Annotated in this window: 19 protein-coding genes; 12 read left to right on the plus strand and 7 right to left on the minus strand. The window is 47.7% G+C overall.

The window, feature by feature from the left end:
* Positions 1–28: 28 nt before the first annotated feature.
* The 6 genes from ftsZ (at position 29) to mutT (ending at position 8,425) form a co-directional block, all read left to right on the plus strand.
* Complete coding sequence (ftsZ, locus tag ACJJIK_RS20360; protein ID WP_444943710.1) at positions 29–1,270, plus strand: cell division protein FtsZ; 1,242 nt, start codon at positions 29–31, stop codon at positions 1,268–1,270.
* Positions 1,271–1,666: 396 nt separating this feature from the next.
* Complete coding sequence (lpxC, locus tag ACJJIK_RS20365) at positions 1,667–2,581, plus strand: UDP-3-O-acyl-N-acetylglucosamine deacetylase (protein WP_444930046.1); 915 nt, start codon at positions 1,667–1,669, stop codon at positions 2,579–2,581.
* 156 nt (positions 2,582–2,737) lie between these two features.
* Positions 2,738–3,673, plus strand: coding sequence for a peptidoglycan DD-metalloendopeptidase family protein (locus tag ACJJIK_RS20370; protein ID WP_444930047.1), 936 nt, complete (start codon positions 2,738–2,740; stop codon positions 3,671–3,673).
* 163 nt (positions 3,674–3,836) lie between these two features.
* Entirely contained in the window at positions 3,837–6,584 is a 2,748-nt protein-coding gene (secA, locus tag ACJJIK_RS20375) for a preprotein translocase subunit SecA (protein WP_444930048.1), read from the plus strand.
* A 230-nt stretch (positions 6,585–6,814) separates the two neighbouring features.
* Positions 6,815–8,017 (plus strand): bifunctional glutamate N-acetyltransferase/amino-acid acetyltransferase ArgJ, encoded by a 1,203-nt coding sequence (argJ, locus tag ACJJIK_RS20380; RefSeq protein WP_444930049.1) that lies wholly within the window; start codon positions 6,815–6,817, stop codon positions 8,015–8,017.
* Positions 8,018–8,026: 9 nt separating this feature from the next.
* Positions 8,027–8,425, plus strand: coding sequence for an 8-oxo-dGTP diphosphatase MutT (gene mutT, locus ACJJIK_RS20385; RefSeq protein ID WP_444930050.1), 399 nt, complete (start codon positions 8,027–8,029; stop codon positions 8,423–8,425).
* 74 nt (positions 8,426–8,499) lie between these two features.
* On the opposite strand, the gene yacG is transcribed toward mutT, so the two are convergent.
* From yacG to pilB, 5 genes are all read right to left on the minus strand, one after another.
* Entirely contained in the window at positions 8,500–8,715 is a 216-nt protein-coding gene (gene yacG, locus ACJJIK_RS20390; RefSeq protein WP_108734183.1) for a DNA gyrase inhibitor YacG, read from the minus strand.
* A gap of 52 nt (positions 8,716–8,767) precedes the next feature.
* Positions 8,768–9,376, minus strand: a complete 609-nt coding sequence (gene coaE / locus ACJJIK_RS20395; RefSeq protein WP_444930051.1) for a dephospho-CoA kinase — start codon at positions 9,374–9,376, stop codon at positions 8,768–8,770.
* A gap of 106 nt (positions 9,377–9,482) precedes the next feature.
* Positions 9,483–10,370, minus strand: coding sequence for a prepilin peptidase (locus ACJJIK_RS20400; RefSeq protein ID WP_444930052.1), 888 nt, complete (start codon positions 10,368–10,370; stop codon positions 9,483–9,485).
* 3 nt (positions 10,371–10,373) lie between these two features.
* The gene (locus ACJJIK_RS20405) at positions 10,374–11,588 is read right to left on the minus strand and encodes a type II secretion system F family protein (protein WP_444930053.1); all 1,215 of its coding nucleotides are present in this window, start codon (positions 11,586–11,588) and stop codon (positions 10,374–10,376) included.
* Positions 11,589–11,781: 193 nt separating this feature from the next.
* The gene (gene pilB, locus ACJJIK_RS20410; RefSeq protein WP_444930054.1) at positions 11,782–13,494 is read right to left on the minus strand and encodes a type IV-A pilus assembly ATPase PilB; all 1,713 of its coding nucleotides are present in this window, start codon (positions 13,492–13,494) and stop codon (positions 11,782–11,784) included.
* A 546-nt stretch (positions 13,495–14,040) separates the two neighbouring features.
* Here pilB and ACJJIK_RS20415 point away from each other — a divergent pair.
* Complete coding sequence (locus ACJJIK_RS20415; RefSeq protein WP_444930055.1) at positions 14,041–14,472, plus strand: pilin; 432 nt, start codon at positions 14,041–14,043, stop codon at positions 14,470–14,472.
* A gap of 61 nt (positions 14,473–14,533) precedes the next feature.
* A complete protein-coding gene (locus ACJJIK_RS20420) occupies positions 14,534–15,955 on the plus strand; it encodes an O-antigen ligase family protein (protein WP_444943711.1) in 1,422 nt (473 codons plus the stop codon).
* Here ACJJIK_RS20420 and ACJJIK_RS20425 read toward each other — a convergent pair.
* The gene (locus ACJJIK_RS20425) at positions 15,952–17,373 is read right to left on the minus strand and encodes an undecaprenyl-phosphate glucose phosphotransferase (RefSeq protein ID WP_444943712.1); all 1,422 of its coding nucleotides are present in this window, start codon (positions 17,371–17,373) and stop codon (positions 15,952–15,954) included. The genes ACJJIK_RS20420 and ACJJIK_RS20425 overlap by 4 nt on opposite strands.
* Positions 17,374–18,364: 991 nt before the next feature.
* Here ACJJIK_RS20425 and ACJJIK_RS20430 point away from each other — a divergent pair.
* The 4 genes from ACJJIK_RS20430 to ACJJIK_RS20445 all read left to right on the plus strand — a co-directional run bounded on the left by ACJJIK_RS20430 (position 18,365) and on the right by ACJJIK_RS20445 (position 22,279).
* The gene (locus ACJJIK_RS20430; RefSeq protein ID WP_444930058.1) at positions 18,365–19,687 is read left to right on the plus strand and encodes an oligosaccharide flippase family protein; all 1,323 of its coding nucleotides are present in this window, start codon (positions 18,365–18,367) and stop codon (positions 19,685–19,687) included.
* An 86-nt stretch (positions 19,688–19,773) separates the two neighbouring features.
* Positions 19,774–20,634 carry a glycosyltransferase gene (locus ACJJIK_RS20435; RefSeq protein ID WP_444945091.1) on the plus strand — a complete coding sequence of 287 codons (861 nt, stop codon included), beginning with the start codon at positions 19,774–19,776 and terminating at the stop codon, positions 20,632–20,634.
* A gap of 62 nt (positions 20,635–20,696) precedes the next feature.
* Positions 20,697–21,386, plus strand: coding sequence for a WecB/TagA/CpsF family glycosyltransferase (locus tag ACJJIK_RS20440; protein ID WP_444930059.1), 690 nt, complete (start codon positions 20,697–20,699; stop codon positions 21,384–21,386).
* 2 nt (positions 21,387–21,388) lie between these two features.
* Entirely contained in the window at positions 21,389–22,279 is an 891-nt protein-coding gene (locus ACJJIK_RS20445) for a glycosyltransferase family 2 protein (RefSeq protein WP_444930060.1), read from the plus strand.
* A 467-nt stretch (positions 22,280–22,746) separates the two neighbouring features.
* Here ACJJIK_RS20445 and ACJJIK_RS20450 read toward each other — a convergent pair whose 3' ends face one another.
* A complete protein-coding gene (locus tag ACJJIK_RS20450; RefSeq protein ID WP_444943713.1) occupies positions 22,747–23,937 on the minus strand; it encodes a transposase in 1,191 nt (396 codons plus the stop codon).
* Positions 23,938–23,951 lie beyond the last annotated feature (14 nt).

Here is a 23,951-nt window from a genome sequence, read left to right on the forward strand (position 1 = left end):
TCGACATGAGCAAAAAAGGGGAACAGCAATGTTCGAACTAGTTGATAGTGTACAGGATAAGCCTGTCATCAAGGTGATTGGTGTCGGCGGCGGCGGCGGTAATGCAGTTAAGCATATGATCGCCAATGATGTTGAGGGTGTAGACTTTATCTGTGCAAACACAGATGCACAGGCTCTCAAAGATATTGAGGCTCGCACAATCCTGCAACTGGGTAACACAATCACTCGCGGTCTGGGCGCAGGGGCAAACCCGGATATTGGTCGCCAGTCCGCGCTTGAAGACCGCGATCGCATTGCTGAGGTATTGACCGGTGCGGATATGGTATTTATCACTGCCGGTATGGGTGGTGGTACGGGTACCGGTGGTACACCGATTGTTGCTGAGATTGCCAAAGAACTCGGCATTCTCACCGTTGCAGTGGTTACCCGCCCATTTAAGATTGAAGGGCGCAAGCGCACGGTAGTAGCTGACGAGGGTATCCTTGAGCTGCGCGATAAAGTTGACTCCCTGATTACTATTCCCAACGATCGCCTGTTGGAAGTGCTCGGCAGTAAGATCACGATGAAATCCGCATATAAAGAAGCGGATAACGTTTTGCTCGGTGCAGTACAGGGCATTGCCGATCTGATGATTCGCCCGGGCATCATGAACGTGGACTTCGCCGATGTGCGCACGGTGATGTCTGAAATGGGGATGGCGATGATGGGCTCCGGTTCGGCGGTCGGTGAAAACCGCGCGCGTGAAGCGGCCGAAAAAGCGGTGCGCAGCCCGCTGCTGGATAACGTCAACTTGGCCGGCGCTCGCGGCATCCTGGTGAACATCATCACCGGTAGTGAAGAGGCGGGCTGTCAGGAATTGACCCTGGGTGAATACTCTGAAGTGGGTGAGATTGTCCAGGAAATCGCCTCCGATGAGGCGACTGTGGTTATTGGCACCGCAGTGGATGACAAGCTCGGCGATGAAATGCGAGTGACCGTAGTGGCGGCGGGCCTCGGCGAAGGCACCCCGGCAGCGCGTCCGGTCAAGGTGGTGGATAGCTCTCGCCGCCCGGAGCCCCGCGAGCCGGTTCGCGAAACCCGCGAAGCCCGCGATAACCACGCCGCTCACACCGGTCACGGTTCCGCAGGTTTGGTGAATCGCGAAGCTATTGACCCGCGTCCGCGCAGTGATGCGGAGCGCCCCAAGCGCTCGAATTCTACGCTGAACCCGGCGGATGCGGATATGGAGTACTTGGATATTCCCGCGTTCCTGCGCCGTCAGGCAGACTAGGGCAGCGCTACCGCAGTGGTAGAACACCGCTCATGTCTGCCCGGCTCCGGCTGGGTATTGCCGCTGCGGTGCGGCCTTTGCTCGAGTCCACCTCGTCGAATGGGTGGACTCTTGCCCTGTTTTACAGAGACTTTGAACCGGAACTAATAAATCGCAATAATTATCTAAAATAATTAACAATTATTAACAGCGCTTGCGGAGCTGACGACTTTAGAATGCTGTCGTAGTGATATGCGTTGGCGCTGCAATCTTTGCTTGATCTATCCTCAGTAGGTAGGTGGTGCTCTATTGTAGTGACCACTCGCCCAGAATTGGTATTGGCGTCGCAATTGTGCTAATATCGATGGCTTACTGCGCCTTAGGGGCGTGGTCCACCGACGGGGAAAAGATAGTTTCATGATCAAACAGCGCACGCTTAAGAATGCTATTCGCGCCACTGGCGTAGGTCTGCACACTGGCAAGAAAGTTGTACTTACCCTTAAACCAGCGCCCGTAGACACCGGTATCGTGTTCCGCAGAACCGATTTGGACCCGGTTGTTGAAATCGAGGCTCGCGCGGAAAATGTCGGCGATACTCTCCTTTCAACCACCCTGGAAAAGGGTGACGTTCGCATTGCTACGGTAGAGCACTTGCTCTCAGCAATGGCGGGTCTCGGCATTGATAACGCGATTGTCGAGCTGTCCGCGCAAGAAGTGCCCATTATGGATGGCAGTGCCGGCCCATTTGTATTCCTGATTCAGTCCGCAGGTATCCAGGAGCAAGCGGCTCCGAAGAAGTTCCTGCGCATCAAGAAGCCGGTGACCGTAGAGGATGGCGATAAAGTTGCCAGCTTCCTGCCTTTTAACGGCTTTAAGGTCTCCTTCACGATTGACTTTGACCACCCGGTTTTCCAGGGGCGCAATCTGAGTTCGTCTGTGGACTTTTCCAGCACCTCCTTCGTAAAGGAAGTGAGCCGCGCCCGTACCTTCGGCTTTATGCATGAAATCGAATACTTGCGCTCCAAGGGCCTGGTGCAGGGCGGTTCTGTTGATAACGCAATTGTGATCGATCAATACCGTATTCTGAACGAAGGTGGATTGCGATATGAAGACGAATTTGTGAAGCATAAAATTCTGGACGCAATTGGCGATCTCTACCTCTTGGGTACCAGCCTGATTGGTGAGTTCAAAGCCTTTAAGTCCGGCCACGCTCTGAACAACAAATCCCTCCGCCACCTGATGGCCCAGGAAGATGCCTGGGAAATGGTCACCTTTGAGGGCGAGCAGGAAGAGGCGCCGATCTCCTATATCAAGCCTATCCTGGCAGTTTGATACTTGCGCAAAAAGCCGGCATTATACTGCCGGCTTTTTTGTATGATTGTTTCACAGAAAGTCTATAGATTTTTGGTACCCTTACGGGTTTGGCACCTCGGCTTTATGTATCGGGGCTAATGAAAATTAAAAAATGTCGAACTCCTCACAGCCCCTATGAAAGTAATCCTGGTCAACGATCGCGGTGCGACTCGCAGTTTTAATTTTGGCAGCTTGAGCAAGGCCCTGTTGGGTTTGTGTCTGCTGAGCCTCCCTGTGGGCGCGTTTCTGCTGGGGGCGAATTTACCGGTTACCGAAACGGATCTGTTTGACTCCCGCACCGCCAAGGCCTGGAACCGCGCCCTGCGCAAGCAGCAGGCAGAAATTGCTGAGGCGGACAGAGAGGCGCGGGAGCAGCTTGCGGCCCTTACGGTTAAACTTGCCGAGTTACAGGCGCGCTTGACCCGCCTGGATGCTCTCGGTGAGCGTTTAACCTCTGTCGCCAACCTCGATGAAGGCGAGTTTGAATTTGGCAGTGCGCCGGCTATTGGCGGGCCGGAAGACCCGGGCCTTGCCGGTGCCTCTGAGTTACCCTATCAGCCCCCCGAGTTTCTCGAAGTTATCGGCGATCTCTCTCACCAGATTGAAGATCGCCAGATGCAGCTGAATACGCTCGAATCTTTGATGGCGAACCTCAAGCTTGAGGATGAACAGTTTTTAGCGGGCCGCCCCATCAGCAAGGGCTGGATGTCCTCCCGCTATGGCTACCGCACCGATCCTTTCTCCGGCCGCAGAACCTGGCATAAGGGCGTGGATTTTGCCGGCAAAATGGGCTCTGACGTTGTCTCGGTGGCCGCCGGTGTTGTCACCTGGGCCGATGAGCGTCACGGCTACGGCCAGCTGGTGGAGATCAATCACGGCAATGGCTACTCCACCCGCTATGGGCACAACAGTGAACTTAAAGTGGGCTTGGGTGACGTGGTCAAGAGAGGCCAGGTTATTGCCCTGATGGGCTCCAGTGGCCGCTCTACTGGACCCCATGTCCATTTCGAGATTTACAAAAATAACCGCACGGTTGACCCGGCCAGCTACATCCGCCGCACAGGCAGATAAGAACTATCCTTCCTTTACGCGTAATTGTTGGTAGCTTGGCATAAGAGTTGCCAGCGCTTGCGCCTTCCTGTTTACTTGCACCTCTCGCATAAAGGAGTGTCGGTGCATCGATCTGCCCGGTATTAGCGCCGACAGCGCAAATAAGATAAGTGGTTTCTAAATAATGATTGGCAAACTGATTAAATCGGTCTTTGGTTCAAAAAATGACCGCGAGCTGAAGCGCATGCGGCGGGTCGTGGGGAAGATCAACGCTCTGGAAGAGGATTTCCAGAAGCTTGACGATGCAGGCCTGCGGGCGAAAACGGATGAGTTTAGGCAGCGGCTCGCTGACGGGGAAAAGCTCGATCAAATTCTACCTGAGGCATTTGCGGCAGTGCGCGAAGCGGGCCGCCGGACCATGGGTATGCGCCACTTCGATGTGCAGCTGATCGGCGGTATGACCCTGCACGAGGGGCGTATCGCAGAGATGCGCACCGGTGAAGGTAAAACCCTGGTTGCAACCCTGCCGGCCTACTTGAATGCACTTGAAGGCAAGGGCGTTCACATTGTTACGGTGAACGATTATCTGGCTTCGCGGGATGCCAACTGGATGCGCCCGGTATACGAATTCCTGGGTATGACGGTGGGCGTTATTGTCTCCCAGCAGCCGCCGGAAGAAAAGAAAGCGGCGTATGAAGCTGATATCACCTACGGCACCAACAACGAATTCGGTTTTGACTACCTGCGCGACAATATGGTGTTGCGCAAAGAGGACCGCACCCAGCGTCCGCAAAACTTCGCCATTGTCGATGAGGTGGACTCGATCCTGATCGATGAAGCGCGTACCCCGCTTATTATCTCTGGTGCCGCCGAAGACTCCTCTCACCTCTATATGGCGATGAACAAACTGGTTCCCCAGCTGGAGCGCGCCGAAGAGGGTGGGGAAGGGCACTACACTGTCGATGAGAAGACCCGCCAGGTTGAGCTGACCGAACAGGGCCACCTATTGATCGAAGATCTGCTGTCGCGCAGTGGATTAATGAAGGAAGATCAGTCTCTTTACGCCCCTGGAAACCTGGGCCTGTTGCACCATGTGCACGCCGCTTTACGCGCTCATGTGCTGTTTAACCGCGATGTGGACTACATCGTGCAAAACGGTCAGGTGGTGTTAATTGATGAACACACCGGCCGGACCATGCCGGGCCGCCGCCTCTCCGAGGGCCTGCACCAGGCGCTGGAAGCGAAAGAGACCGTTCAGATCCAGAGTGAGAGCCAGACTCTCGCCTCTACAACGTTCCAGAACCTGTTCCGCTTCTATCCCAAGCTCGCCGGTATGACCGGTACGGCGGATACCGAGGCGTTTGAATTCCAGCAAATTTACGGCCTGGATGTGGTGGTAATTCCCACCAATAAAGAAATTCAGCGTGAAGATCTCAACGACCTGGTCTACCTGAGCCAGGAAGAAAAGATGGAAGCGATTATTGAGGATGTGAAGCACTGTCGTGAAAAGCAGGCTCCGATTCTCGTTGGTACCGCCTCTATCGAGACCTCGGAAGAGATGTCCCGCAAGTTGCAAAAGGCGGGCATTAAGCACCAGGTTCTCAACGCCAAGTACCACGAGCGCGAGGCGCAGATTATCGCTCAGGCGGGTCGCCCGGGCGCGGTGACAATCGCCACCAATATGGCCGGTCGCGGTACCGATATCGTGCTGGGTGGTAACTGGGAGGCGGAGGCGGCAGCGTTTGCCCAGGAGAAGGGGCGCGAGCTGACGGAAGCGGAACTGGCACAAGCCAAAGAGGACTGGAAGAAGCGTCACGAGCAGGTGATTGCGGCCGGCGGCCTGCATATTATCGGCACTGAGCGCCATGAATCCCGCCGTATCGATAACCAGCTGCGCGGCCGTGCGGGCCGTCAGGGCGACCCGGGGGTTACCCGTTTCTATCTCTCCCTGGAAGATAACCTGATGCGCATCTTCGCCTCCGATCGGGTGAAGAACTTTATGCAGATGCTGGGAATGGAGCGCGGTGAGGCGATTGAGCACCGCATGGTGTCCAACGCTATCGAAAAAGCCCAGCGCCGCGTGGAAGGTCGTAACTTCGATATCCGCAAGCAGCTGCTGGAGTATGATGATGTAGCCAACGATCAGCGCCAGGTGATCTACGGCCAGCGCAACGAGCTTCTGGAAGCCGAGAGCATCAGTGACACCATCTCCGCTATCCGTGAAGATGTGGTCAGTGGCATTGTCTCTGGTTCTATTCCCCCGCAGAGCGTGGAAGAGCAGTGGGATATTCCAGCTCTGGAGCAGCAGCTCTCCGGTGAACTGGGGATTCAGCTCCCGGTACAGCAGTGGCTCGACGAAGACCGCACCCTGCACGAGGAGAGTCTGCGGGAGAAAATTACCACCGCTGCGCAGGAGGCCTATGCAGCCAAGGTCTCCCGTATTGCGGAGTCCTCCGGTGATACCAATCTGATGCCGACAATTGAGCGTCAGATTATGTTGCAGGTATTGGACCAGCTGTGGAAGGAGCACCTTTCCAGCATGGATCACTTGCGTGCGGGCATTGGTCTGCGGGCCTATGCCAACAAAAACCCCAAGCAGGAGTTTAAGCGCGAGTCCTTCCACCTGTTCCAGAGCATGCTGGAGAACCTCAAGCATGAGGTGGTGCGTATCCTTGCCCACGTAGAGCCTATGACTCGCGAGCAGGCAGAAGAGATGGAGCAGCGCCGTCTGGAAGAGCAGCGCAAGCAGCAGCTCGAATTACAGCACGCTCAGGCTTCAGCGCTTCCAGAAGGCGAGTCCAGCGGGCAGCCGGCCACTCCGGCACCGGAGCGTCGCGGCCCTAAAGTTGGCCGCAACGATCCCTGCCCCTGTGGCTCCGGCAAGAAGTACAAGCAGTGCCACGGTAAATTGGCCTCCTCTGCCCAGAGCTAATTTTCCACTGCCGAGATTGAGAAAATACCCCGCTTAGCGGGGTATTTTTTTGTCCGATCAAAAAACTTTCTGCGGAAATTAATATTTATTCCGCAGATAAATCTATTTTTGCCTTGCCTTGCCGGGGTGAGGCTTCAATAATATTGATCAATCATTGGTTTCCGCTATTTCGCTCCGGTGAACAGGGGTTCGGGTTTGCCAGCGCTGTATAGCCCTAAGTTGTTATTTTTATGTCTGAATCATCCATTCCCCTTGTTGAAGGGGTTCGCCTCGCTAGTGTGCCCGCCAGGATCAAAGACTGGGAGCGCAACGACCTGCTGCTGATTGAACTTGCTGAAGGAGCTTCAGTTGCGGCCACGTTTACTCAGAATACATTTTGTGCAGCCCCGGTTACGGTTGCGAAAGAGCATATTGCCAGAGGCGATGTGCGAGCTCTGGTGATCAATGCGGGCAATGCCAATGCCGCTACGGGTGCAAGGGGGTTGACGGATGCTCGGGCTACTTGTGAAGCTGTGGCGGAGGCACTGAAAATTTCTGCACAACAGGTATTGCCCTTCAGTACCGGAGTGATTGGTGAGCACTTACCCATAGAGAGATTGCTCGCCGCAATTCCAAGCTCTACTGCACAGCTGGAGCCCGCTGGCTGGGAGCGGGCGGCCGAAGCCATAATGACTACCGATACCCGGCCCAAAATTGCGAGTCGTAAACTCAAGATTAACGGTGAGGAAATCACGGTTGTGGGGATTGCCAAGGGCTCCGGCATGATCCAGCCAAATATGGCGACCATGCTCGCCTATGTCGCCACTGATGCCGGTATTGCGCAACCTCTGTTGGAGCAAATGGTGCGCGAGGCCGTGGGAGCTTCCTTTAATCGCATTAGCGTAGATGGGGACACCTCAACGAACGACGCCTGTGTATTAATGGCAACCGCTGCGCGGGGGAAGGTGATCGATGATAGCGAGGCTATCAATTATCGGGAGCTGTGCAGGGCAATTACGGAAGTGCATATAGAGCTCGCCCAGGCCATTGTCAAAGATGGTGAGGGTGCAACCAAGTTTGTTACCGTACAAGTGGATGGTGCGCTCAGTAGCGCAGAGGCCCTGGAGGTTGCCTTTGAGGTGGGTGACTCGCCCTTGGTGAAAACGGCACTCTACGCCTCAGACCCCAACTGGGGCCGCCTGGTAATGGCGATCGGCAACGCGATTAAAGGCGAGTTGGACACCGGGAAGGTGGAGATTTTCCTCGATGACGTACAGGTGGTGAGTGCCGGTGGCCGCGCCGCAGAATATCGGGAGCAGGCTGGGGAGCAGGTGTTTTCCAAGCCTGAATTTACCGTCCGAATCGAGCTGGGGCGCGGTGAGAGCAGTGAGCATATCTGGACCTGTGACTTCTCCCACGAGTATGTCACTATCAACGCAGAATATCGGACTTGAGGTAGTAGTGTGAGTAAGGTTGTCCATGTCGCTGTTGGTGTAGTGATCCGAGAGGATGGCAAAATCCTAATTGCCCGCCGCCCCGACCATTTGCATATGGGGGGGCGCTGGGAGTTTCCCGGTGGCAAGGTGGAGCAGGGCGAATCTGTACAGGACGCGCTCTACAGAGAGTTGCTTGAAGAGGTGGCGATTGAGTTACAGGAGCTGCGGCCGCTGGTAGAAATTCGCCACGACTACCCGGAGAAAACCGTGTTGCTGGATACCTGGCAAGTGACACAGTTTGCCGGTGAAGCCCTCGGCCGGGAGCAACAGGAGATCAAGTGGGTATCTGTCGACGAACTGGACAAGTTCCACTTTCCCGATGCCAATCAAGCGATTATTGCGGCAGTCAAAGGGCACTTTTCCTAGCGCCCTTATCAATTTGGCTTCACTCTGAATAGCTGCTGAGCGGCAGCTGTTCAGGTGGGGTTGGATACTTGCTCTCAGTGGCGGGGTTTGTTTGGGTCCAGGTCATCACTCAGTACATCGTCATATACCGATTCCCCGGGAATCTTGTGTCCCTCACTGGCCCACTCCCCCAGGTCAATCAGCTTACAGCGTTCACTACAAAAAGGTTTGAAGGGAAACTTATCACTCCATTCAATGGGCTTTTTGCAGGTGGGGCAGTTGAGTGTCGGGGTTACGCTGGATTTAGGCATAAGATAGTTTGGGCTTAACAGTAATCTGGATTGGAATTGTACTCTAATTAACTTAGCCCGATTCTTTCGACTGGGCAATCTGTAGGTACTTTTGGTGGAGCTGTTCTACCTGAGTTTTAAGCGCGGCCAAGTCTGTAGCGTTGTCCAGCACATCATCGGCTCTCTCTAGCCTCCGCTCCCTGCTCAGTTGGGCAGCCATAATTTTGCGAATCTGCTCCCGCTGGCTGTTATCTCGTGCACAGGCACGCTCAAGCTGCACAGCCTCGGCAAGGTCGACCACACAAATCCGCTCAACGAGTTTATATTGGCCCGACTCAATCAGCAGGGGGGACTCCAAAATCGCGTAGAGGCCCTGGCTTTCGTTTAGCGAGGAGATTATCTCTTGTCTAATCAGAGGGTGTAATAGACTCTCCAGCCACTGGCGTTCGCCCGGATCGTCAAATATCTGTGTGCGCAGCTTGCTCCGGTCTAGCTCCCCATTTTCAAGTAGTATTTCGCTACCGAAGTGCTGGGCGATCTGTTCCAGGGCGGGTTTTCCCGGTTGTACTACCACCCTCGCAGCCCAGTCGGCATCCACCACATGAATACCTAGATCGCGGAAATATCCAGCCGCCGCTGATTTTCCACTGCCGATTCCACCGGTTAAACCTATTGTAAGCACTGGCTAGCCCCCTCAAAAAAGGTCGCGATAAAAATAAAGACCCCAGTCAGATAGCTGGCTGGGGTCATAGTAATGCAATTGGCTGGGGAGTAGTGAGCCGTTTGCTTTAGCTGGCAAGTCCAGAGATATTGAGATACCACCCCATAATTTGATCCCCCCAGAGCATCGCGATCCAGCCGGCACCGGCGAGGTAGGGGCCAAAGGCGATGGGTAAATTGCGATCCCGCCCCATCGCAATACTCCAGCTGATACCGGCAGCGGCGCCGACGGCGGCGGAAAGCAAGATAACCAGCGGCAGCACCTGCCAGCCAAACCAGGCGCCGATGGCCGCCAGGATTTTAAAGTCCCCGGCACCCATACCATCTTTACCGGTAACAATCTTAAAGATATGGAACACCAACCAGAGTGACAGATAACCGGCGATAGCACCGACAACTGCGTCCTGCAACGGGGCAAACACCCCCCAAATATTGATCAGTAAACCGGCCCAGAGCAGGGGTAGGGTGATGTTGTCGGGGAGTAGTTGCTTATCAAAATCGATACCTGTCAGGGCGATAAGGGCCCAGGTAAAGATGCATCCGGCCAACGCCTGCCAGGTGGCCCCCAGCTGCCAGACGACGACAGCAGTTAGGATGCCGGTAATTAACTCCACCACTGGGTAGCGCTTGGGAATACCGGTCCCGCAGGAGCGGCACTTGCCGCGAAGTAGTAAGTAGCTAATAACCGGGATATTTTGCCAGGCCTTGATCTCAGTTTGGCATTTGGGACAGTGGGAGTGGGGTAGCAGCAGGTTGAAGGGCTTTTTTAGCTCCTGCTGTTCTGCGGCAGAGGGTTCTATATCATCAAAGTGGTCATAGAAATCCCGCTTGTACTCCCGCTCCATCATAACTGGGAGACGCAGGATTACTACGTTGAGGAAGCTGCCTACGATTAGGCCTAAAATAAAAGCGCTACCTGAGAGTAGCGCTGGATATAGGAGGAAAATCTCTAGCATTTTTTAAACAACCTGACCCAGCTGGAAGATCGGTAGGTACATGGCGATCATTAGGCCGCCTACCAGGATACCCAGTACAGCCATAATCAGTGGTTCCATAAGTGTGGTGAGATTGTCAACTAGGTTGTCTACAGCTTCTTCATAATAATCAGCGGCCTTACCAAGCATTTCATCTAGGGCGCCGGACTCCTCACCAATAGCTGCCATTTGTACCAGCATAGTTGGGTAAAGTCCTGAAGAGCGCAGGGCAGCATTGAGGGGGATACCGGTAGCGACTGAATCTCGGATTTTAAGTGTTGCCTCTTCGTAAAGGCTATTACCGGTGGCGCCCGCCACTGATTTCAGGGCATCGATAAGGGGGACCCCTGCGGCAAATGTAGTGGAGAGCGTTCGTGCAAACCTAGCTGAGATTGAGTTGTAGGTAATGAGCCCCAAAATCGGTAGTTTTAGGATCAGTCGGTCAAAAAATTCAGCCACTTTTTTGTTGCGTTTTTTTGCTTCAATAGTGCCCCCGATACCGAGGATTACAGTTATTAGCGCAATAAACCAGTTGGCTTGCATCCACTCCGACATGCCGACTACTAACTGAGTAAATGCAGGGAGATCAGCCCCAAAACTGGAGAATGTCTCTGCAAATTGTGGAACAACCTTGACCAGCAAAATTGAAGTTACGACTATTGCCACTACAATCACTGCAATGGGATAGGTCATAGCTTTTTTAATTTTTGCCTTCAGAGATTCTGTTTTTTCTTTATAAGTGGCAATCCTATCCAGCATGGTCTCAAGAGCGCCTGATTGCTCACCTGAGGCAACTAAGTTACAAAATAGATCATCAAAATAGAGCGGGTGCTTGCGTAAAGCATCAGCAAATGCAGTGCCAGAGGAAACTTCATCGCGAATTTTAAAGATTAATTCTTTAACCCCCTGATTATCCAGGCCGTCTGCAACAATATCAAAACTTTGCACCAAGGGGACACCCGCTTTCATCATGGTAGCCATTTGGCGAGTGAAAAGTGCAATATCAGCGGGCTTTACTTTTTTCTTTCCGCCTCCAAACAGGGGTTTGGGCTTCTTTTGAACACGGTTGGCAATAATGCCCTGCTTACGCAGCTGGGCTTTAACTAGGGCGGGGCTAGTGCCGCTGATCTCGCCTTGAACTTTAGCCCCTTTGCTATCCACACCCTTATAGATGTACTCAACTGCTGTGGTACTAGCCATATCTGCTCTTCCTGCTTTCTATCCCTTGCATATAGTTCTCTAAAATACAAGAGTTAATACTCTATTCTTCACGTTGGTTGTCGCTAACATGTTAGAGCATACAGCTCATTTCTTCAGGCTTGGGTTGAGCCTGATATTTTTCGCTATATGCCGAATTCAGCGAGCCCCTGAATTTTAGTTTCTCAGCCAGCTGTTAGTCCTTGGTCACCCTGTTGGCCTCTTCCAGGCTGGTAACCCCCATCACGACTTTGCGTAGGGCGGATATTCTCAGGTTATTAAAGCCCTCTTCTCGCGCTTGGTCGGCAATTTGAATGGAGTTGCCGCCCTCCATTATAATTCTGGAGATGCCGTTAGTAATGCGAACCACTTCATACACACCTACGCGCCCTTTATAGCCTTTAGAGCAGTGTTCGCAGCCCACTGGTTGAAAAATGCTCCAGTCACTTGTGGGGATTGTGACCATTGAGAAACCTTCGGCCTCTAATACTTCAGGAGGGAGTGTAATCGGCTTTTTACATTCATTGCACAGTCTTCGAGCTAGGCGCTGTGCAATAATCACACTCACAGAGGTGGCAATATTAAAAGTGGGAACGCCCATATTCATTAGGCGGGTCAGGGTTTCCGGTGCTGAGTTTGTATGTAGGGTTGATAGCACCAAGTGGCCGGTTTGCGCCGCCTTAATGGCGATTTCGGCCGTCTCTAGGTCCCGGATTTCTCCCACCATAACAATATCCGGGTCTTGTCGAAGGAATGAGCGCAGGGCCTCGGCAAAGTTGAGGCCGACCTTCGCAGAAACATTGACCTGGTTAATTCCCTCCAGATTGATTTCTACCGGGTCTTCAGCAGTGGAGATATTGCGCTCCGGGGTATTGAGAATATTGAGCCCGGTATACAGAGAGACCGTTTTCCCGGACCCGGTAGGACCTGTAACCAGAATCATTCCCTGCGGCTGGGCCAGGGCGTCCATATAGATTTGCTTTTGCTCATCCTCATAGCCCAGGGCATCGATTCCAAGCTTGGCGGAGGAGGGGTCAAGAATACGTAGAACAATTTTCTCCCCCCACAGAGTTGGCAGGCTATTAACGCGAAAATCGATAGCCTTGGTTTTGGAAAGCTTCATCTTGATGCGGCCATCCTGAGGCACTCGTTTCTCAGAGATATCCATCTTGGACATCACTTTGAGGCGCGCAGAAAGTCGAGAGGCGAGCTGAATAGGGGGTTTGGCGATCTCATGTAGGACCCCGTCAGTGCGAAACCTCACCCTGTAGGATTTTTCATAAGGCTCGAAGTGGATGTCCGAAGCGCCAGTGCGTATCGCATCGAGAAGCACCTTGTTTACAAAGCGGACTACAGGTGCTTCATCTCCACCGGGCTCTTCGTCATTGTGATGATCGGAATCGCTTTCGCCGACATCAAGGCTGTCGAGTTCTTCGTCTTCCATGCCATCAAGGCCTGCCCCCATATCTTCACTTTGGGACAGGTAGCTTTCGATAGCCTTGGCCAGCTTATCGGCCTCTACTATGACGGGGTCAGTACTTAGTCCGGTGTTAAAGTTTATCTCATCTAGGCCGGCAAGGTTGGTTGGATCTGCCACCGCCACAAACAGCCTATTGCCCCTCTTATACAGCGGTAGAGCAAAGTGTTTACTGATAAGCTTTTCGTCGATAATGCCTTTGGGGATTAACTCAAAATTATAGCTCCCAAGGTCATATAGCGGCGTGCCGAATGATTGCGAAGCAATTTGGGCAAGCTCTGAGCTTTTAACTAGCTTGGCCTCCACTATATGCTGGGCAAAGCTTTGAGTCTCTCTGCGGGCCGCCTTAATTGCGGATAGAGCGGTTGGTTCGTCGAAAATTTGATCGGCAACCAAACGTTTGGCTAAGCCGCTAAGAGGAGAAACTGTCATTGGTTACACTGCCGGATATAGGTTACTGTGTGCTTCTGCTTAAGGCGCTGAGCTTTAAATCTAGGGGTATTGTATAACTCTTCGATGCTTCTAGCTTCTAGAATGTGAATGACTCGGAAGCCTTGCTGCCGGATTGCAACTTCAGTATAGGCTGCAGCCATTTGCGGCGAGTTGCACACAACACCTGCAGCTTTCAAGAGCTCGTAGAACTGTTATGAAATTATTCAGAAGCCCCTAAGATGTATGTTTGAGCATCAGGCGAAATATAGCGAAATAATGAACATGAGCCAACAAGTTGAACACTTAGCGATAGGTCTACAAGCTGGCCGTCAAACGCCAGGGAGTGACAATTTTTGTCAGGTGTGAGGAGGTTATGTCAGTTTTAGGCTGTTTGCCTACCCCTGCAGGTGGTCGCGTAACTAATAAAATAGTTGCGGTAAGCAGCTGAAATAAATGTTTGTTAATTTTGGCATGAAGCTTGTATATTACTCAGCGATGTCCTCACGGGATTCACTATTATCAATAGTCTGTATGGAGACGGTTACAATGAAAAAGCAACAGGGCTTTACTCTTATTGAATTGATGATCGTAGTTGCGATTATCGGCATCTTGGCAGCAGTTGCCCTTCCGGCTTACCAAGATTACACAGTTCGTGCTCGTGTTTCTGAAGGCCTTACCCTGGCCTCCGGTGCGAAAGCGACTATTTCTGAGAATATTGCCAATAATGGTGGTGCAATTGCTACTTCTGGTAACTGTACTGGTGTAAATACATTTACATCTGCGGTTGGTAGTGTGGCTAGCCTGGCATGTGCAGATGCCTCGGGAGTTATTACTGTTACTATGGCGAGTAATGCCAACGATGTTTCATTTACTATTACCCCGACATCCTCCTCGACCGGTAGTGGAGTTACATGGGCATGTGGGGGTGTTAGCACCAACAATATGAAATATGTTCCTGCCGAGTGTCGCAACACTTAATTGATCTGAATGAAAAAACCGCTAGATATAGCGGTTTTTTCATTTTTAGCGAACCTTTTGAATGAATCATTTAGCTTTTAGGGCTGATTACTTTATAGCTAGAAATAAAATAATCTCTTGGACTCTATTTTTTAGCTTTATTCTTTGGTTTCTGTTCTCGTTAGGGCTCTTGGGAGTACCCTTAACACTTGAAATGAGTGGATATGATTTTAAGCGATCATCGCAAATTGTTCTCATTTCCCTGCTCTCCTTTATTCTTGCAGTAACAAATCCCTGGGGTGACCTGTTTAAAAATTCCGATACGCGGACATGTAAGAATATATTCATACTAATCTTTATATTACTCTTTATGGGAGCGTTGTTTTCGGAAAATACTCCCCAGTCACTGTTTGAAAGTTTACACTGGGCGCTCTTATTTTCTATTTTTTTATCTGGCTATTATATCCAGAAGGCGGCTCTTGTTGAAAAGCTTATATTTGTACTGCTCTTCCTTCACTCCTGTTTGATATTCAAGTCTTCAATCTACTTTGTATTGGACGTTTACTTGACTGGTTCTATTAGACCAAGTGTTTTCTATCCATTTGTGGTCTCGATAAGGTTTTTCAATCAAATCCAAGCTTTCTTTATCCCATGCTTAGTGATGTTTATACTTCATCCCCGGTGGGGAAGCCTTGCTGTAGTGCTGCTTTTCATAAACTTATTTTTGGCTCTTTCGGGAGGTGCGCGTGGATTGCTGTTATCTGTGCTTGCTACTGGCGTCATTGCTTTTTTATTCTTAAGGAACTGCAGGCGGTATATAGTTTGGGCTTTATTGGTTTTTTTAGCTGTGTGTTTTTTTTACGGGGCGCTGCTATATATTTTGAATATCGAATTTGTTCAAGGAGCGGATTCCCCTTTTCGTACACATAGCTCCGGTCGGATTTATATGTGGCAGGAGTTGGTCGAGAATATGTCGGCAGCTCACTTAATACTGGGGGCTGGGCCAGGAGCTTATGCCTTTACAGATTTTATAAGATATGAAGGGCACCCGCATAATAGTATTCTTCAATTCCTCTATGAGTGGGGGGGGGTGGCAACCTGCTGTTTAATATATTTGGCTGCTCTAATTTTGCATCGATGCTTTAAAGTTATTAAGCATGAAGCTGAAGAGAAAGCTCAGGTGTTAAAGGGGGTTTTTCTTTCATCAATATGTGCAGGGATCTATTCATTACTCAGTGGAATTATTGTAATGCCTATCCCTCAAACATTGATGCTTATGTATATGGGTATTCTATGGTGGCTAACACCGCCCGTTAGCCACCAAGGTGAAGTAGTGCTGAAAATTTCTGTATTTACACGAATATTGAGCAGTATGTTAATTCTCATTATTCTATTTGTATATATTTTTATGTCTATCTATTACCTGAGTCAGCAGTCAAACAACTCGATAGATTCCAGAGGACCAAGATTCTGGTTAAATGGGGCTCCAATTGTAGCACCCTAGTAAGCATTTTTAGCTGTTATAACTGTCGGTAGAGTTAAGAGCAATACCCTGATGTCTAGCCAGATTGACCAGTGGTTAATATAATGAAGATCGCATTCAATTCTTGCGCGCAGCTTGTCGGTAGTGTCAGTCTCACCGCGAAAGCCATTGATTTGTGCCCAACCAGTAATACCCGGTTTTACTTTGTGTCGAAGCATATAGCCGTCAATTAGCTTTCGGAAGTGCTCATTATGAGCCACTGCATGTGGTCGAGGTCCGACAATAGACATTTTTCCCTGAATAACGTTAATGAGCTGCGGTAGCTCATCAAGAGAAGTTTTACGCAAAAAGCGTCCAATTGCGGTTACGCGAGGATCATTTTTGCGAGCTTGCACAACGCGAGCCCCATTCTCTAGAGTGCTCATTGTGCGGAATTTCCATACTCTTATGGGGCGGCCATCGAGTCCGTACCTTAACTGTTTAAAGATAATCGGACCATTTGAGGTGGCTTTTATTGCTAGTCCAATTAACACCATAAGAGGTGAGAATAAAATTAGGAGAATAGAACCTAGCAATAAATCTTCGGAGCGCTTAATCCAGCTGTTGATACCCTCGATTGGGGTGTCGTAGATACTTAGTATACTGCTGCCTCCTACTTGATGCCAGCGCGAATGAAGAAAGCTTTGAACAAAAAGGTTTGGAAGGATGTATACAGTTGCTGTTGTATCTGAAAATAATCTTAATATATTTTGTATTTGATCTTCATCCTTCATGGACAAAGCAATATAAATGTATTCTAGTTTCCCTAGCTTTGCCTCTGAAACGGCATCATTAACGCTCCCAAGGACATTGAAATTTTTATTCCTAATTAATTTTTGGTCACATGAGCTTGCTTCAGGCGCGCTATAAAACCCTTTGATTCGAATGCCATGGTGAGATTCTTCTGCTAAGTCAGCCGCTAATTGTATGCCAGGTTGGGTAATGCCAAGAATGGCGCCTGTGCGAGTATTGTGATTGTGAGAGCGAATATGAAAAAGTATAACTCTTAAAAGGTATCTCCATAGAGATAGGGAGGCGGCCGTACTTAGAAACCAAAACCCAATGACCAGCCGAGAATAAGCTTCTCCTGTTTTGCTGAAATAGGTAATCAGAAGAAGAGATGTGCAAACAAGGCCCCAGCTAATAAGCGTCAACCCTAGCATGCGGGTATAGGTATCAACTCTCCAGGATCGGTATAAGTTTACCGATTCGGAAAAAAAAATAAATAAGGTTGAGCTAAGAAAACCAATAAAAAGCCAGTTTTTTGTTACTTCATGATTAAGTAATGCGCAACACAGAAAGAGAGAGCTTAAAATAACTACTAAATCGATTGTTCGATATAATGTAGCTAGGCTACTCTGATGGTGGGGTCTCCACCTGGGTTTCATATCATATAGCATAAATTTTTCAGGCCTCCGGGCTAGAGCTGTTATATGGTATGATCTTTATATATATTTTGCCATCTATATATTGGCAAGCAGGAGCGCTCACCTTTTCCCTTCAAGCTTCAGTTCAACTTGTTGTTGAATAAGAATGATGGTTATCGAAAGGGTTAAGCTAAGTAGAAAAGTGCCCCCTCCCAAGTTAGGCTAAGATGAAAATTAATTTTTAGTCCGAAAGGGGGCTCCTAGCCCTGACAGGAAGGTGCGTGTGCTCCAATAATACTTGACAAGCCCATAGCAATTCTGGCATATGAATTGCCGTAGAATATGCAAAGCAGCTGTCATGAGGCGAGCGAGCAGTCTGAGTCTTGTAAAATAAAGCATAAGGGACTACGCAGTCAGTATCTCCAGATTCTAGAAAAAGGCTTTATTAGAGGGGTGAGGAAATTTGTCAGCGGTATCCCATTGCCTTTTCTGCCGGGAGAGTGGCTATTTTGCCCCATTAGAAATGGGGGGCAAGCCGTCGGTTTTGATCGGCTTGTAACTGAAGCCCTAAGTTTTGTACACAAATGCTCCAGTGAAAATTACTGCTCCGATAAGCTCTACAAGGGTATCGAGAGCTTCAACGCCATCTAATGTAGGTAAGATCAGATACCTAACTCGCGAGGGATACTGACGACTATCTAATCAGCATATGCTCTACTCCAGGGACGGCCCTAGATTTACCGTAAGGCTCAAGCGATTTCAGTCGGGAAGTTAGGCTATTCCTCTGTATTAGGCTTTGAATAGGGTTCAAATATGTGTATAAAACACAGCTGAAGCCTTTGGTTTCATCGGGGGATGTTTTTTGCGCAATGCTTTTTAGGTTTTCATTTAATTATACTGGTGTGTTTTCCAGCTTTAACCTGAAGCTCTTTTGTATTCTATATATCAGAACGGTTAATTTTAAGGGGTGCGTGAGAAGTTTCTCTTGGGGATATATTTCAAGGTGTAATTTACTGGGGGTGCAATGCAAAAAGATGATGCCTGGAGAGCTCTGCTTAAAGCTCTTCCCAAGAGTATTGGTGGAAGATATTTAGTTTATCTCGCTCAATTGATATCGATAATGACGCTGGCAAGATTGTTTTCGCCAGAGGAGTATGGTGTTTTTGCCGCAATGCAGGTTTTTATTTTTTTCTTTCAAATAATTTCTGAATTGGGTGTTGTACCGGCTATAATTAATGAAAAGGAAATATCATTAGGTCTTAGGGATGGGGTTTTTACGCTTACTTTTTTTTCAGGCATAACAGTCGGTGTTGTTTTTTGGTTGATATACCCTTTTGTAGGCTTGCTGTATGAGATGAGCTTTGATGCTCGATTGGCTATACCATTAGCGCTATCTGTTTTTTTTGGTTCTCTTTCGGTTGTGCCATTGGCGATTTTGCAGAGGGAACATTTTTTCTTGCCGATAGCTTATTGTGAATTCTGGGCTGAAATAATTTCTTTAATGCTGGTTTTTGTCTTATTTTTATTTGTTGATACTATTTTAATTTTGGCATTTAGGTTTTTTATTTTATCTGTTTTGAAATTTTGTTTTTTTTGGGTGGCTTGCCTAAAGTCAAAAGTCGGTGAGCCTCGCTTTGGGGGGGAGTTTTATTTGGTGAGATCTTTGTTTAAGTTTTCATGTAATCAGATGGGGTTTAATATTGCAAATTTTTTCTCTCGAAGTCTGGACAACCTTTTAGTGGGGAGGTACTTCGGTGCTTCAGGCTTGGGGGTGTATGAGCGAGCTTACGGGTTAATGCGCTACCCCTTAATGCTCATTACCTTTGCAATGAACCCCGCAATTCAACCTGTGCTCACCAACTCAAGGGATGACTTAAAAAAAATTGAATATGTTCATAATTTATACGTCAGAAAATTATCTTTGGTGGCGATCATAGTTGGAGTTGGGGTTTATCTATATGCTGATGTTGTGGTGGCGGTTGTGCTGGGTTCTCAGTGGCGCGAGGTTATTCCAGTGCTAAAGATATTGGCACTTTCGTTGCCTGTCCAGATTGTTTTAAGTTCAAGTGGCTCATTTTTTCATGCGGCAGCCCGCCCCGACTTGCTTTTCAAGCTTGGTGTTTTTTCCTGTTTCACAAATTGTGTGTCTATGGGGGTGGGTATTTGGTTTGGATCTATAGAAACTCTTTGCTGGGCTCTTTTGTGTAGTTTTTCAGTTAATTTCTTTATATGCTACTTTGTTATGGGTTTTTTTTTACTGCCGAGTGGTTTTTTAGGGGTTTTGAAGAGTCTAAAGTATGTAATTTATGGAGAGTTTCTTTTTGTTGGGGCTGTCTTGTTTTTATAGCTAATGTGAAATATTCCATTTTCTAATTGTCTAACTGGTCAAATATTGATTGGTTATATTGGGGTTGGGTTTCAGTTGTGAGTTTTATGCCATTTGTAAAAACCTTAGATTATAAAGTTTCTGTTTATGTGGTCTCATGTAATAGGGCAAGAAAACTTTTTCGCTGCTTAAGTTCTATTTTGAATCAAAGTCACCCAAGTTTTGAAGTTATTGTTGTGGATAATGGTTCTTCAGATGATAGCTTGCGTGTACTTGAGAGTTTTTCTCGAAAAAATGTAAATTTACGATATTATGCATTGAGTAAAAATATGGGAGCCTGTTTTGCTAGGAATTTAGCTATAAAGCTGGCTTGGGGTGAATATGTTACAGGTGTTGATGATGATGATGAGTGGCTGCCCGGCCGGTTATCTGGATTGCATTCGGCCTACTCAGAAAAACTTGCTTTTGTTTATTCGGATGATGTGTTTGTATTTTCAGATGGTTCACGTAAGCCAACGGCGAGGCCAGAAGTTGTAACACTGTCTAGCATTAGATATCAGAATGATGTAGGAAATCAGGTGTTCTCCTCTTTGGAGAAGTTTAAGAATGTTGGATTTTTCGATGAAAGCCTAACCTCGGCCCAGGATTATGATATGTGGTTAAGGATGGTTGAAAAGTATGGTCAAGCAGAGAAGGCTAAATGTGCTGGGCAATATATACATGTAGGTGGGGATGATAGAATTACTGCTTATCCAGAGAAAAAGTTTGGTTATTTGGCCTTTTATAGAAAGCATAAAGAGAGGTTGACTTTAAATCAAAGACGGCACCAGTTGTTAATGATAAAATATATGTGCCAGAGGTCAATTTCGATCAGAATGTATTTTAAGTTGTTTTCTTTTGTAAAGATTAAAAGAAAAATATCAGTTTTTTTCAAGCGTGTTGTTTTTAAGTTGACTTATCCGTATTGATTTTGTTTTTTGTGCGTTGAGGTCTTGCTTGTTTGAAGGTGTTATTTTGTTGGGTGTTCAATATGAAAATTTCCAGTAAGATTGGTGATACTTGGAGTGAGGGCTGTACCCATATATTTATCAATATGTATTCATACTTTAGGTTGCGAGAGTTTTTTAAGTCGGGGTTTGTGGAGGGGCGAATTTTGATTGACGGTCAACTCTTGGTTTTTCTTTTGGGAATCATAGGTGTTGGAAGCTTTAAAAGGTCGAGTTTTGATATGACCTCACTTGCACCTAAGGTATTTTTACATGCGGAGAAAAATAAGCAAGCAGTTTACTTTGTTGGATCTACTCAGGAGGCGATATCAGATGCTATAGATAGTATCCTTAGTGTATTCCCTAATCTTGAGTTGGTTGGTTTCCATCATGGTTTTTTTGAGGTCGAGAGTGATCAAGCGGCTGTCATTAATGATATCTGCAAAAAAAAACCTGATCTAGTAGTTGTCGGAATGGGGTCGCCAAAGCAAGAGTTATTCTTGTTGGGGCTCAGGAATGCGGGATGGAGGGGGACAGGATTTACGTGCGGTGGTTTTTTTCATCAGTCAAGGTCGAATGTTAACTACTATCCTAAGTGGGCCGATAAATTTGACTTGCGCTGGCTATACCGTATTTTTGATGAGCCTAAACTACTGTTCCGTTACTCAATATATTATCCATTGTCTGTTGTATTATTGGTATGGGATTTTAAAATCCGTCGAAGGTTTTCGTAAAAGTGTATAGCTATAGTATAATTATTCCTACGTTCAATAGGGTTGGTACTATTGGTCGGGCCATTCAGTCTTGCTTGGATCAGAATCGTGAAGATTTAGAAGTCATAGTTGTTGATGATGGTTCTTCGGATGGCACCGCCGAATATTTAAAATCGATCACCGTGGATAATTTTATTTATATATTCCAGGAGAATCAAGGAGCCTCTGCGGCTAGAAATAAAGGTTTATCATTAGCAAGGGGTCGCTATATATGTTATTTGGATTCGGACGATTTTTTTGTTGTAGGTAGGTTTGATGTTTTGGACTTTTATCGCAGCCATATGGATTCTGGTTTTGTTGTTTGTTCTAGGGTTTTGATTAGGCGCGCATTTTCTGAGTCCGTATCACCAGTAAACTTGTATTCTTCAGATTTTAATTTTTCAGAGTATATTTTTTGCTACGATGGTTTTTTTTCTACCCCAGGAATTGTTTTTTCACGAGCGTTAGCATCTCAAGTTCTTTGGGATGTAAATTTAGGTTACGGTGATGATACTGATTATGTGATTCGACTAAAAAATTCGGGTATGAAGTTTTTAATGCTTGAGGATGTGCTTACTATCGTGGATGATAGTGACGTTTTTGGCAGGCTTTCACTGAAGAAGGACTTCCAGGCAGTCAATAGCTGGTATGACAAGCATAAAATTTTTCTCACAGATAGGTCTGATCTGGCTTTTAAGGTTAAGCATTTGAGTTTTCATGGTTTTTGGATAAGGCCATTTTATTTTTCTGGATTATTTTTTTTGAGTATTTATCGTGGAGTCTTCTCCGTCTCAATTGGTTTAAAGTATTGGTTTCGATCAATTTTGCCTGTTTCTGTCTATAAGTACTTCACCAATTTTCTGAGGAAAGTGTGATGATGTGACTCTAGCGGAGAAATATTCTGTCCTGAAAGACTGCTAAGCCTTACGAAACCAGGGTTTTATGGGGTCGCAGAATGGAAATCTCGATCGGTTTTTACTGTTCTGAGTTGGATGCGGGGGCAAATGTATAACCTAAATACTTAAGGGTGATTGAGTTCGAGGATGCCGATCTGTGTGGAAGGTTAGTGTGTTTTATTGAATAAATTTTCATTCTAAAGGCCTGTAATTATGGATTTAAAGGTTTTTTTAAGTGTAAAATCCCAGGTTGATAATATGGGTGAGGCACACCTGCCTGTGAGAAATTTCAGTGGGGTCAGGTAATTTAATCTCTTCTTTTTCGAGTGCCATTAACCCTGTGATTCTATAGTTCCGAATGATTTCGTAATATTTTTTAAAGCTTCGAAGGCTAGACTTCTTGAGGAATTATCCGGGGTTTGCCTAACTCAACACTTCGGACACTTTTATGCCGCAATTGCCCCGTAATCGCTGTAGCGATCATAAATGTAGCTGACTTTTTCACAGCTTCGGTCCAGACCTAAGCTGCTAAAAACCCTATTCATCAGATGCTGGTTGAACTTGCGGCGCTTCCAGCTGGCGATTGAGATAACTGTAGATGCATCTGTCTGCGTCTCTCTGCGATCTTCAAATTTTAGCAAATTCAGCGCTGTCAGCGACGCATTAACATGAAGGTTTATGGCTTCCTTTCGTACGGATTGGCAGTGAGTTAATCCGGTGTATTGCTTCGCATCCCTGAATAAGAACTCTATTTGAAATCTTGATTTGTAGTACGAGACCAATTTCACTGCATCTAAATTCGTATCTGTAGAATACAGTAGCGCACTTCCTTTTTTATCTTCATCGATAGTCTTGAGCAGCACCACGCGTATGGCGCGTTTTAAAAATTTGGCGCGCACCACCTTCGTGTAGACTTTAACTTGAGCATCAAAAATTCCAGCAAAATCAAAACGGCATAAATCTTCAAGGTCAACTTTTCCGTCAAACCGTTTAGGGCGTCCCTGACCGTTGTATTGCCCCTCGTATAGCCACTGCAAATTAGCATCAATCCGTAACTTTCCAACGATATGCATTCCTTCCTGAAGAATTGGATTAACAAATGAATTTTTGCTATAAAATGCGTCTGCTACAAGGTATTTAATCCCAAGATCAAGCAACTTCGGTAGAACTTTGAGAGCATGGCTCACATATTGTTCAACCCTCGATTTCCCTTCTTCATCGATCGTTTGCTGGGAATCTATGGCATAGGCAGTATTTGTCTTCAAGTCGGTGACACTGATCGTAGAGATCTCAAGGCCGCGTTGTGATTCTCCAGCGCTGCCGTTATAAAACCACCCTACGCCATCAGTCTTTTTGCCGGATTTACTGATGAAACTGGCATCAGTAGCGGCGACACATTCACGATTTTCTTGGAGTTCGCTGGCAAATAATGTGGTGTTAAACTGGGTAAAGTCAAAGCATCTATGTGACCAGCGTCGATAACGTTTCTCACTTGAGGTACTGAATCTGGCCAGATTCAGATAGGTCGCCTTGCCTCGAAAGACCATCAGTACCGACAATAGAGCCATCATAAATTTCTGCTGGGGCTTACCAACACTGGACATTTTGGCAAAAACTGTTTTAATTGTGTCTTCCATGGGCGGTTACTGCG

The organism is Microbulbifer regidiadema (SeqCode), from assembly GCF_052466995.1.

Bases quoted from the DNA above. Each gene is read 5' to 3' on its own strand.
- ftsZ (WP_444943710.1), top strand. From the start codon at position 29: ATGTTCGAACTAGTTGATAGTGTACAGGATAAGCCTGTCATCAAGGTG.
- lpxC (WP_444930046.1), top strand. From the start codon at position 1,667: ATGATCAAACAGCGCACGCTTAAGAATGCTATTCGCGCCACTGGCGTA.
- ACJJIK_RS20370 (WP_444930047.1), top strand. From the start codon at position 2,738: ATGAAAGTAATCCTGGTCAACGATCGCGGTGCGACTCGCAGTTTTAAT.
- secA (WP_444930048.1), top strand. From the start codon at position 3,837: ATGATTGGCAAACTGATTAAATCGGTCTTTGGTTCAAAAAATGACCGC.
- argJ (WP_444930049.1), top strand. From the start codon at position 6,815: ATGTCTGAATCATCCATTCCCCTTGTTGAAGGGGTTCGCCTCGCTAGT.
- yacG (WP_108734183.1), bottom strand. From the start codon at position 8,715: ATGCCTAAATCCAGCGTAACCCCGACACTCAACTGCCCCACCTGCAAA.
- ACJJIK_RS20400 (WP_444930052.1), bottom strand. From the start codon at position 10,370: ATGCTAGAGATTTTCCTCCTATATCCAGCGCTACTCTCAGGTAGCGCT.
- ACJJIK_RS20405 (WP_444930053.1), bottom strand. From the start codon at position 11,588: ATGGCTAGTACCACAGCAGTTGAGTACATCTATAAGGGTGTGGATAGC.
- pilB (WP_444930054.1), bottom strand. From the start codon at position 13,494: ATGACAGTTTCTCCTCTTAGCGGCTTAGCCAAACGTTTGGTTGCCGAT.
- ACJJIK_RS20415 (WP_444930055.1), top strand. From the start codon at position 14,041: ATGAAAAAGCAACAGGGCTTTACTCTTATTGAATTGATGATCGTAGTT.
- ACJJIK_RS20420 (WP_444943711.1), top strand. From the start codon at position 14,534: ATGAATCATTTAGCTTTTAGGGCTGATTACTTTATAGCTAGAAATAAA.
- ACJJIK_RS20425 (WP_444943712.1), bottom strand. From the start codon at position 17,373: ATGCTATATGATATGAAACCCAGGTGGAGACCCCACCATCAGAGTAGC.
- ACJJIK_RS20430 (WP_444930058.1), top strand. From the start codon at position 18,365: ATGCAAAAAGATGATGCCTGGAGAGCTCTGCTTAAAGCTCTTCCCAAG.
- ACJJIK_RS20435 (WP_444945091.1), top strand. From the start codon at position 19,774: ATGCCATTTGTAAAAACCTTAGATTATAAAGTTTCTGTTTATGTGGTC.
- ACJJIK_RS20440 (WP_444930059.1), top strand. From the start codon at position 20,697: ATGAAAATTTCCAGTAAGATTGGTGATACTTGGAGTGAGGGCTGTACC.
- ACJJIK_RS20450 (WP_444943713.1), bottom strand. From the start codon at position 23,937: ATGGAAGACACAATTAAAACAGTTTTTGCCAAAATGTCCAGTGTTGGT.